Annotated in this window: 11 protein-coding genes; 2 read left to right on the top strand and 9 right to left on the bottom strand. The window is 38.3% G+C overall.

The window, feature by feature from the left end:
- Positions 1-308 (bottom strand): hypothetical protein (locus HMPREF2877_RS00495; protein ID WP_070578001.1); only part of this gene is annotated, 308 nt, incomplete at its 3' end.
- 106 nt (positions 309-414) lie between these two features.
- The gene (locus HMPREF2877_RS00490) at positions 415-996 is read right to left on the bottom strand and encodes a TetR/AcrR family transcriptional regulator (protein WP_070577997.1); all 582 of its coding nucleotides are present in this window, start codon (positions 994-996) and stop codon (positions 415-417) included.
- Between the two features lie 155 nt (positions 997-1151).
- Between HMPREF2877_RS00490 and HMPREF2877_RS00485 the strand changes: the two genes are divergently transcribed.
- Complete coding sequence (locus tag HMPREF2877_RS00485) at positions 1152-1745, top strand: class I SAM-dependent methyltransferase (RefSeq protein WP_045768929.1); 594 nt, start codon at positions 1152-1154, stop codon at positions 1743-1745.
- A gap of 96 nt (positions 1746-1841) precedes the next feature.
- On the opposite strand, the gene HMPREF2877_RS00480 is transcribed toward HMPREF2877_RS00485, so the two are convergent.
- The 7 genes from HMPREF2877_RS00480 to HMPREF2877_RS00450 form a co-directional block, all read right to left on the bottom strand.
- On the bottom strand, positions 1842-2531 hold the full coding sequence (locus HMPREF2877_RS00480; RefSeq protein ID WP_045768930.1) for an alpha/beta hydrolase-fold protein: 690 nt from the start codon (positions 2529-2531) through the stop codon (positions 1842-1844).
- Positions 2512-3528: an ABC transporter substrate-binding protein gene (locus HMPREF2877_RS00475; RefSeq protein ID WP_045771843.1), complete on the bottom strand. Its 1017-nt coding sequence runs from the start codon at positions 3526-3528 to the stop codon at positions 2512-2514. Before HMPREF2877_RS00475 ends, HMPREF2877_RS00480 begins: the two co-directional genes overlap by 20 nt.
- A 20-nt stretch (positions 3529-3548) precedes the next feature.
- Positions 3549-4304 (bottom strand): ABC transporter ATP-binding protein, encoded by a 756-nt coding sequence (locus HMPREF2877_RS00470; protein ID WP_070577994.1) that lies wholly within the window; start codon positions 4302-4304, stop codon positions 3549-3551.
- A 4-nt stretch (positions 4305-4308) separates the two neighbouring features.
- Positions 4309-5352 carry a FecCD family ABC transporter permease gene (locus HMPREF2877_RS00465; protein WP_070577991.1) on the bottom strand — a complete coding sequence of 348 codons (1044 nt, stop codon included), beginning with the start codon at positions 5350-5352 and terminating at the stop codon, positions 4309-4311.
- Positions 5353-5521: 169 nt separating this feature from the next.
- Complete coding sequence (locus HMPREF2877_RS00460; RefSeq protein WP_070577989.1) at positions 5522-6274, bottom strand: CPBP family intramembrane glutamic endopeptidase; 753 nt, start codon at positions 6272-6274, stop codon at positions 5522-5524.
- A 49-nt stretch (positions 6275-6323) separates the two neighbouring features.
- Positions 6324-7163: a DUF4300 family protein gene (locus tag HMPREF2877_RS00455; RefSeq protein WP_070577986.1), complete on the bottom strand. Its 840-nt coding sequence runs from the start codon at positions 7161-7163 to the stop codon at positions 6324-6326.
- A gap of 325 nt (positions 7164-7488) precedes the next feature.
- Complete coding sequence (locus HMPREF2877_RS00450; RefSeq protein ID WP_014634172.1) at positions 7489-8031, bottom strand: TetR/AcrR family transcriptional regulator; 543 nt, start codon at positions 8029-8031, stop codon at positions 7489-7491.
- A gap of 171 nt (positions 8032-8202) precedes the next feature.
- On the opposite strand from HMPREF2877_RS00450, the gene HMPREF2877_RS00445 reads away from it, so the two are divergent.
- Entirely contained in the window at positions 8203-9969 is a 1767-nt protein-coding gene (locus tag HMPREF2877_RS00445) for a DHA2 family efflux MFS transporter permease subunit (protein ID WP_070577983.1), read from the top strand.
- Positions 9970-10064: the final 95 nt, after the last annotated feature.

The following is a 10064-nucleotide window of genomic DNA, read 5'->3' as shown; positions in this document are numbered from 1 at the left end:
TTAATCTTGTGTTTGTTCATTTTTTCTTCAAAGATGGCTGTCATGATTTTACGAAGCTCTTGGCCTTCTTTTTCTGGAAGGTCTCCTTGGCGTTTGGCTACTGCGTAGAGTTCAGGATATTGCTTGGCTACACGCTCTACTGTCTTAGTCGTCGCATGCCCTCTGACAAAGAAAGGAATGCGTTTAATCCATTCTTGTGGTACGAGAGCGAGCAACTTCTTAGCTGCTTCCTTGTCGGAAATCTCAGCTGTACTCAACCCTTTTTCGATTTGCTTTTGTTCTTGTTCTGTAAAATCTTTTAATTCCATACCTTGCTCCTCTTTATCTTTATATAGAAGATTTTACACCCTTGTATGAGAATATACAACTGATTGGGATTGGGGGACAAGTTATAAAATACCATAAAAGATAGGATTACTTCTTTCCAAAAATACCATACAAAAAAATCTGATGAATTTGCTCAACTTCTGTCTCTAAATTGTCACTATCAGCTATCTGATTTCCCATACCATTAAGAGCATCCATAACATTTAAAATAAGCTCTGTCGATAGGTCTTCAGCAATAAGGCCCTCTTCTTTTCCGACCTTAATATAAGCACGATAGATATCACGTTTTTTTGCAGTGATCGCTTTCGCTAAGAGAGTTGAAAAAGTAGGTTCTTTCACCATTTTATCTTGAAAATAGTCCGAGATTTGCCGACTCATTTTCTCCTGACATAGGGAAAAAGCCTGGTTTAATTTTGTTTTAAAATCTAGATTACTATTTAAAATGTCCTCAGCTTGCTGTGTGACTTCTTCAAACAAGTCATTAACACAGAGAGCTACCAAATTATCTTTGCCCCCGAAATAATTGTAGATAGAAACTGGTGATACTTCTGCTACCTCTGCAATAGATTTTATACTCGTTTCCTTAAAACCTTTTTCTTTAAATAATTGTAAGGCTGCTTGAATAATCGCTTGCTTCTTTTTCTCAGTCGTCTTTTGATATTGATTCATGTGAACACCTCTGTTACTACCAATTGTAGCATAAGTTTGAAATTAATGAGCATATATTTCATTTTTTCTTGCTATTCTTACTAGCTTTCTCTATAATAAAGTTTGAATTTTAATCATGTATATTTCAAATTTTATTTTCAAAAATGGGAGGGAACATGCTCATTCAATATCTTATAAAGCAATCTAGAAAACCGAGTGGTCTTGTCGGTCGATTGATTACCAACATCTGGTCGTCCTATTTCAAGGAACTCAGCCTTTGGGCAATCAAACAAACCACTATCCCCAACAATAGTCGGATTTTAGAAATCGGCTATGGCGGTGGCAGCACTATTAAGAACCTTCTTGAGTTAGATAAAAATCTTGACATTCATGGTATTGATATTTCCGAAGAGTCTTATCATACTGCTAGACGAATTCATTCAGATGCTATAGAAAACAGAAGTGTTAAGCTGAGGATTGGCAATGTAGCAAACCTTCCCTACCAAAATAATGATTTTGATTTGGTATTTGCCATCCAGACACATATTTTCTGGGAGGATTTAAAACAGAGTTTTCAGGAAATCTATAGAGTCATGTCCAATCCTTCCACTTTGATTATTGCTTCCGAGAAAGAAAAAATAAAATATCATATGACAGATTATGGAACAAGCCATGAATTGAAACAGTTGTTAGCAAGCATTGGCTTTTCAAAGATTGAAGAAAAGCAAAATTACAAATGGGTTGTGTATGTTGTCACTAAGAGTGATTAGGAAATTAAGCATAACAAAAAGTAGTGAAGTGATTCCATCGTCGGAACTTTCTTCACTACTTTTCTTATCTCTTTCCTACTCACCACTATCAGCAATTCAGAGTTGCCACTGCTCAATCAACCAATCCGAAAAAGCGTCATATCTTTCTTGGAGATGGTCATGATGTCCGTAGGGGTCAAATGCTGAATAAGTAGACACGCTCTGTTTTTTGATAAGTTCATGCACTTCTTTGGCATAACTAGGAGCTTTGGCCAGTCTATTCTTATGATTAGCCCCCTCGGTCAAACCGTTATGTAAATAGACTGAGCAAGACTTATTGATGGGCTGGTGGGCTTTGCAGTAAGCTACAAAATTTGGATACCAGAAGGATCCACAAATGGAGAAGAGCAAAGGCATCTTATCACTGCTATAAAGACTGGAAATAGCAGCCAAACCACCCAGCGAGTATCCTCCGTAAGCCATACGACTTTCATCCAGTCGAAACTCCTGTGTGATGCTTTTGAAAATATGCCCAAATAGATGGTCATGATAGCTGGCTAGCTTTCCGCCAAAATCAGAGCTTCCAGGTCTCAGAGCCTGAGCCTGCCAAGGCGTAAAATCATCCAAGCGACTCTGAGGTTCAAGTCCAACCAGGATAACAGAATCTTCCAACTTTCCCAGATAATCAAGCTGCCCATCGTTCAGAAAAACTACTGGATAAGCCTTCTTGGAATCATAGGACTCAGGAAGGGCAACTGTAACCTGAATGTCATGGCAGACAAAGTCTTTATTTATTAACAAAGTCATTAACCTTTTCAAGAGAATCAATCACAGATGGACCGTAATCCATAAGCTCATCATAAGAAATAGTCATGATTTTCTTGTTTTTAACGGCTGGAACATTTTCAAGAACAGCGTTCTTTTCCATCTTGTCTGTTGCTTCCTTGTCCATGGCCTTATTACGGTCACTGGTTACATAGATAATCAATTCTGGTTCCATTGACACGAGATTTTCCAGAGTCAAATCTGATGTTCCTGTCGCAACATTGGTATAACCAAGCTGATTGAGCATACTTTCTTGAAGGGCAGATTTGTAAGTTCCAAAGGTCTCATCGTTGTAAGCACACATGATAAGAGCCTTCTTCAAGTCTTTGTCAGAAGACTTGTTTTTCTTTTTAACAGCGTCGATACGCTTTTGAAGTTGTCCCGCATACTTGTCTGCCTTGTCTTGAACGTTGAAAATGTCACCAATATTTTTAACATCTTCGATGATATTATTCAAATCTTGTTTAGTTGTTGAAACAGAAGCTTTTTGCGTATAGACAGGAATGTCGTTGCTGTTCCATGTACTGATGGTTCCCATTGACTTGTCTGAGAACATCATGTTACGACCAATAAGAGCATCTGGTCCGTAAGCCAAGATGGCTTCTTGAGAAATTGTTTTCTTATCACCGATATGTGGGATTGAAGCAATGTCATCCTTATATTTATCGGTTACTTCATTGTCAGGGTTAAGCATACCGACAATTTTGTCTTTCAAACCAAGCTCAATCAAGATTTCAGTTGATGAAAGGTTGTTGGTGATAACCTTTTCTGGTGCCTTTTTGAAGACTTGATCTAGCTCAGTTCCTTTATCGTCATAAGTTTTGACAGTCAAAGGATACTGGGTTTCTGACTTGGTCTTTTTCACCGTTTCTTTTGCTGTTGATGACGATGATGTGCTGTTTTTATATGTAGAACTGCATGCTGTCAATGTGAGGACTGCTGCAGCGATTAATGCGATACGAAATGTTTTCTTGTTCATAAGGCCTTCCTTTCCTAGGCTTATAAATACTGAATCATTGCCTGCTGGTCATCCGTCCAGGTAATACGACTCTGAACATCATAAACCGCCTGCAAGGATTGTGGGGTTACGGCATCCCTTGGGACACCTTGGGCAACAATCTCACCCCCTTTCATTAAGTAGATATAATCTGAAAAACGACAGGCCAATTGAATATCGTGGAGAACTGCAAGAACATTGATTCCGAGTTCCTTGACCAGGGCCAACATCTCCAACTGATACTTAATGTCCAAATGATTGGTAGGCTCATCCAATAAAAGGAGTTTGGGTTCCTGAGCCAAGGCACGCGCCAGGATAACTCTTTGTTTTTCGCCACCTGATAGGGACGAATAATAGCGTGCCTTCTTTTCAGACATGCCAACCTTGTCTAAGGCATCCTGAACGAGGACGTGATCCCGCTCCGATTCTTTTTGCAGAAAGGAAAGATGGGGCGTTCGGCCAAGCATGACAATTTCTTCCACCGTACAATCAAACTGAAGGGTGTTAAACTGTGTCACAACGGCCATTTCTTTTGCAGTTTCCTTGAGGCTTACCTGATCTAGGGATTTTCCATCAAGAAAAATCTGACCGCTATCTGGTTTCAACTGGCGGTAAATGGTTTTAAGCAAGGTTGATTTACCACTCCCATTTGGTCCCAGTATGGTCTGGAATTGCCCACCTTCAACCTCTAGAGAGACACCGTTTAGGATTTTTTTCTCTCCAATCGAATAATGAATATCCTGACACTTTACATCCATAAGTCTAAACCACCTTCCTACGATTTCTAGTCACAATATAAATAAAGAAAGGTGCGCCAACTAAGGCTGTAAAGATACCGATAGGTAGCTCTGCATTTTTGACGAGGATTCTCGCCAAGACATCTGCCCAAACCACAAACAAGGAACCTAAGAGAGTTGCCACTGGAAAAAGCTTACGATAGTTAGTTCCGACTAAACTTCTAGCAATATGAGGGGTAATCAAGCCTACAAAGCCGATAATCCCACAGCTAGCAACCAAGACGGCCGTTATGACCGCAACAATGGCAATGTAAAGATACCAGTAGAGTCTAAGTGGAATCCCTAAAGTCAAAGCTGCCTCATCTCCCATCATCATGGCATTGAAGACACGATACTGAGTTGAGAAAAAGAGAAAGGCCAAACCAACCACTACTGCTGGAAGCATCAAATCTGACCAAGATGTCCCTGTCAATGAACCCATGGTCCAAAACTTAATGGTCATAACACTGTCTGCTGTCGCTCCAATAGAGATTATAAAATTGGCAAAGGCAATGAAGAGGGCGTTGACAACTGTTCCAGATAAAATCAAGCCAGATGTGGTCACTCTCCCCTGCATAGAGGCAATGATTAGGACAAGAACCGTCGCTAGGATAGCCCCCATAAAGGCACCCAAGCCTACCACAGCTTTAAGGCCTAAAATGATGGCCAAGGTTGCTCCAAACGTTGCTCCTGCCGAGATTCCCAGGATATAGGGTTCGGCAATCGGATTATTAACCGTTGACTGCATGACACTCCCAGACATGGAAAGACCTGCACCAACTATTAACCCTAGGAGAACCCTAGGAACTCGCATATTCCAGATAATAGCTTCAAGTGGCTTGGCTATACTATGACTGGCAACCGGAAGCCCCAATTTACTGAAGATGACACCATAGGTATCACCTATATCTATAGTGACCGCCCCTAAAGACACTGCTATAAAAACTGACGCTACTAGTAAAACTAGCAACAAACAGAGCAGGCTTAGGTAGCGGGAAAAAACAAGGTGTTTTGTTTTTTTAAAAGGCATTAGCACCTCCTTTCCACCTGTAATGTCAGAAAATTTTGACAATACTCTTCTAGTATAACATGCCTCAAAAAGATGGGCAAGGTCATTTGAGTATTACATAGAAAAAAGAGTAGTCATTGAACTACTCTTGGGAATCATAACTAACTGAAGCAATGAAAATCAAGCCAGCTTAGGATTTCACTTTCTCCATACTGCTACCAGCAATTTTCATGGCAAGAAGAATTATCAACACCTTAATCACAAGGGATAACCAAAGGCTCTCCTCAGTTGATGACAGTTGCGATAAAGCATTGATTAGTGCATGGGTCATCACACAAAGCCAAAGGCTTCTGGTTTTTGTATAAGTGGCGGATAAGATGAAACAATTGCTTAATAAACCTAGCAAGAAAGGCAATAAATGAATCGTGGCCAGAGACCCATCAATGTAAAAATAGAGGATATGCCATAGTGACCAAGCCAAAAATGTAAAGAGCGTGGACACTAGATAGGTCAACTTTTCTTGTAATGCAGACTGGAAAAAATAGCGCCAACCGATTTCTTCGATACCACCAAAGACAAGGGCTTTACAAAATAAGATAATGGGGAGATACCAAGCCTGAATAATCAACCCTCCACTCAAGACCAGTGGTAAGAAATCCAATCCTAGAAAAATGAGGACTAAGAGATAGTTACTAAGAGGCTGTTTGACTTGGAAAAAATCTCTGACAAGCTGTTTAACACTGGAGTGATGATAGCGGATGCTAACATAGCCTCCCCAAATAGCTGATGACAATCCACCTAAGATAAGGGTAAAGAGGCCAATTGGAGTTCCATAATCAACCCTAACTCCCCCTGCTCTTAGCAGCCAAACAAGGAGACTGACCAGTAAGATTTGTCCAAGGGTCCCCGCTAGATAAAGCAACAAGGCTTCTTTTCTTTTCATATCTTGCTTCCTTTTTCTTCCCTGTTTAAAACCTTCTTCTCACGTTAAGCTAGTCCATATCCACCCATTTGCCATTGTCCATGATAAAGGGTTTGGCTAGACCTAGTCCAGTATAGCCCTTGTACTTGGTTGTGAGATACTTATAGCAATCTTTCTTACTAGCAAATTTTATAGCTTGGTAAGGCTCTTCGAAGGTCAATTTTTCGACAAATAAGTATCCATCTGTCGTAGGTACCAGGACGCCAACGTGACCGATAAAAAGAGAATCTCCATCCAGATTATCATGAACAACGACCGACAGCATGCGTGCCTTGTCATCAAAGGTGAATTGCTTATAGTAATCCTCCATATGCTTGGCGTGAACCTTAACATCTTGGGTAGCTTCAGTCTTGATCCTTGAAAAGAGAATTTCAAAGTCTGCCTGATCCTTGGCATCAAAGAGCTTGCCCTTATCAATAGCGTCCTTATCTTGGAAAAGGAGCTCACTATCACTCTTGACCTGTGGAATCTTAATTTTGCCTTTCAGGAGCGTATAGGTGTTGATACGACAGTTGGTACCGATAAAGTCACCATGCTTAGCTGTCCACAGGCTACTGATTTTTTCCACATCATAGTCTGTTTTGGTAAATGGTGCAAAATCCCCAGAAAGTCCAACAGAACCCACGGTATCATTGTAATCCCTAACCAGATTGATAAAGTTATCCACACTCCCCTTTTCCAAATGTTTCGAGAGAATGGAGCGCACTTCATTAAGACTGGCCTTGCTTTTTAGGTTAGAATAGCTTGGTTGCTCCACCTTTTTGTGGATATGTGCAAAAACTGCCAAACCGACGAGTAATAGGCTAGCGATAGATAAAAGAATTAGCGTCTGTTTTTTCAGATGTTTCATAGGCGCCTCCTTGGCTTCATTATACCAGATTTTGCTGACTACTCATTCTCAAGATACTTTTCCACAAGAAAAAAGCCTTGTTGCCAAGGCTTTAGATTGAGGACAAAGGCTTTTACTTGAGACCTTCCTTGGGTGATAGCGGACGCCAGCGAACTTCTTCGAAGTTCCATGGCTAATTTTTGAGCCTAAAGTCTCAAAAATTCCGAACGCCTGAAATCCCAATCTTTCAGGCTTTTTTATCACGGCGTAAAGTCTCAGTATAGCCTCACACCATTTGAAGACTATGGAATGTTATCATTTTTTCTCTATTCTTTTCTATTCTTTATTATTTCCAAAATAGTTGTTCAATTTTTATTATATTATCTACAACTTTCTCAGGACTTTCTGATAAATCATTATCAATCCAAAAAGAAATAATGGTTTCAAAAGATGCAGAGAAGGCTTTTATCACAATTTCATCTGAAATCTTCGTATTTTTCTTGATCTTTTCTCTAATAGTTTTGTTGTTATTTATTAAGTCGCAAATTAGTTGTTGAACTTTATCTTTAAATTGAACGTGAGGTGCTTTTGATATTGCTTTAAAATGTTTATAGTCATTTTTAATTAATAGTAGAGCCTTTAAAAGCATGTCCTCTTTATCTAAATTTCCTTGAGCTAAAATCTCCCAAAATCTTTGCATCGTCTCTGTTCCGATAGAGTATGCTAAATCATCCTTATCAAGAAAATGTTGATAAAATGTTCCCCTACTAACATTTGCTCTCTGAGTTATATTTCCAATGGTTATTTTTGAGTACTCCATTTCAAGTAGGAGGTCTATCAAAGCAGACTTGAGGTTAGTAACGCTATTAGTCTTTCTTTTCTTTGTCATTTTTTCCTTAATTAAACATATTGTTTGATGTTGTCATGGTCAATATATGGGTATTATTATATTCTTTTTATGTGAATTATAAAAGTTAAAAAAGACTGTTTTATGTTCACTAAGATAATTGATGCATCATTAATCATTTAACAAAATAAATAATGAAGGGAATAGAATTTAATGACAAAATCAAGAAAAATTCTAGGATTTATAGGTCTAGTTTTAGCAATGTTTATGGGAGCTTTAGATGCAACGATTGTTAATATCGCCCTACCAAATATTATGGAAGACTTACATACTGGATTGACTGATACAAGTTGGGTAGCAACAATCTATGTTTTAGCAATGTCTGTATTTATTATTACTGTTTCAAAACTCGCTGATATCTACGGTAGAAAATTGGTTATGCTAATTGGTGTGGTAATATTTGGTATTTTCTCATTCGCCTGCATGATGGCTGATTCATTATTACTCTTAATTATTTTTAGGTTCTTCCAAGGAATTGGAGGTGCCATATTAACTCCAATTGTTCTCCCCATGGGAATTGAACTATTGGGGAAAGAGAATACCAGCCGTATTACTGCTATTATGGGGGCCTTCAGTGCCTTAGCTGCAGCGGGAGGACCAGTAATTGGTAGTTTAATTGTCCATTGGACAACATATCATTGGATTTTTGGTATTAATGTTCCAATCGCCATTATTGCATTTTTGATGATCCTAGTGGGAACAAAAGAATCATATGATTTAACAATTTCAAAGAATATTGACTGGCTAGGTATTATTTTTCTTACTTGTACTTTAGGTGGACTTATATTTGGTTTATTAGAAGGTCACGAGTATGGTTGGGGTTCACAAACCATCATAGCTAGTTTTTTTATTAGTGTCGTAGGCCTATTTTTCCTTTTTTTAACCGAAAGAAGAGTAGAATCACCTGTCATTGACTTAAAATTATTCAAGGAAAGTACGTTTACATCTTCAAGTCTTATTTATATGATTTTTGGATTTGCGATTATCGTACCTTCATTAATCTTAAACTATTTCTTGCAAAATGTTCGCAACTATTCTGCTTTGCATTCAGCATATCTTATTATTCCTACTTCTTTAGCTATCGTAGTAGGTATGCCGTTAGCAACTAAAATGTACCAAAAAATTAGTGCAAGATTGCTCATTAGTATCGGTTTAGTTATTACAGCAGGTGGATTATTTATGCTTAGTCTTATTCAGTATAATACCTCACAAAGCATCATTGTTTGTTGTAATGTAATTATTGGTTTAGGACTAGGATTTATGGCAATGTCCTTAACATCATCAGTAAAATATTTACCAATTAATAAGGCCGGAATTGGGTCAGGTATCGTTAACTCTTCTAGATATGTTGGACAGGCCATTAGTATGGCTCTTCTCGTTACCATTTTAAATAGTAATGTCAATATTGCTAAAACACAAATTAAGGAAACAGCGTATAACCAAATTGAAAAACGGGTTTTATCAACAGACGTAAAAAAAGTTGCTAAGAAGGAAATTGCAAAAACTTTCGATACGACTAAGAATAGTAATAGTATTTCAACCAAACAAAGCAATATGGTCGATACAATCAAAACAGCTGCTCAAAAAACAGATAATCTTCCAGAACCTAAAAAGGGGAGCAATTATAGAAAGATTTATGAGGCGAATCAGTTATTGATCAATGGAGTTGAAACTGTTAGTTCAAGTGTCTCTCAGTTATCAAGCAGTTTAAAAACTATATCTGGAGGCCAAGCTAAAGTTGGTACAGCGGTTAAATTATTAGCTCAAAGGGATGAATTATCATCTGCTCTTAAAGTCATTGTCAATGAAAAAAATGATCAGTTAAGCAGGGCATTTGATAATGTATTTATTGTAGGAGCAATCGTTGTATTGATATGTACTCCGTCAGCTCTGATGACAGAAAAGCGAAAAGTTGAATAACTAAATTATTTTATAATAGGAAAAGCCAGTCTAAACTTTAGGCTGGCTCAAAATGAAGACAAGGTCCTCAGAAGTTATACTTCTGGGGATTTTTC

Source organism: Streptococcus sp. HMSC072D03, assembly GCF_001812855.1.
GTDB classification, from domain to species: domain Bacteria; phylum Bacillota; class Bacilli; order Lactobacillales; family Streptococcaceae; genus Streptococcus; species Streptococcus salivarius_D.
The sequence above is the reverse complement of the archived record's forward strand: the minus strand, read 5'-3'. Positions and strand labels throughout refer to the sequence as shown.

What these genes read in the sequence shown, in the direction of transcription:
- HMPREF2877_RS00490 (WP_070577997.1), bottom strand. Translation starts at nt 996, where the DNA reads ATGAATCAATATCAAAAGACGACTGAGAAAAAGAAGCAAGCGATTATT.
- HMPREF2877_RS00485 (WP_045768929.1), top strand. Translation starts at nt 1,152, where the DNA reads ATGCTCATTCAATATCTTATAAAGCAATCTAGAAAACCGAGTGGTCTT.
- HMPREF2877_RS00480 (WP_045768930.1), bottom strand. Translation starts at nt 2,531, where the DNA reads ATGACTTTGTTAATAAATAAAGACTTTGTCTGCCATGACATTCAGGTT.
- HMPREF2877_RS00475 (WP_045771843.1), bottom strand. Translation starts at nt 3,528, where the DNA reads ATGAACAAGAAAACATTTCGTATCGCATTAATCGCTGCAGCAGTCCTC.
- HMPREF2877_RS00470 (WP_070577994.1), bottom strand. Translation starts at nt 4,304, where the DNA reads ATGGATGTAAAGTGTCAGGATATTCATTATTCGATTGGAGAGAAAAAA.
- HMPREF2877_RS00465 (WP_070577991.1), bottom strand. Translation starts at nt 5,352, where the DNA reads ATGCCTTTTAAAAAAACAAAACACCTTGTTTTTTCCCGCTACCTAAGC.
- HMPREF2877_RS00460 (WP_070577989.1), bottom strand. Translation starts at nt 6,274, where the DNA reads ATGAAAAGAAAAGAAGCCTTGTTGCTTTATCTAGCGGGGACCCTTGGA.
- HMPREF2877_RS00455 (WP_070577986.1), bottom strand. Translation starts at nt 7,163, where the DNA reads ATGAAACATCTGAAAAAACAGACGCTAATTCTTTTATCTATCGCTAGC.
- HMPREF2877_RS00450 (WP_014634172.1), bottom strand. Translation starts at nt 8,031, where the DNA reads ATGACAAAGAAAAGAAAGACTAATAGCGTTACTAACCTCAAGTCTGCT.
- HMPREF2877_RS00445 (WP_070577983.1), top strand. Translation starts at nt 8,203, where the DNA reads ATGACAAAATCAAGAAAAATTCTAGGATTTATAGGTCTAGTTTTAGCA.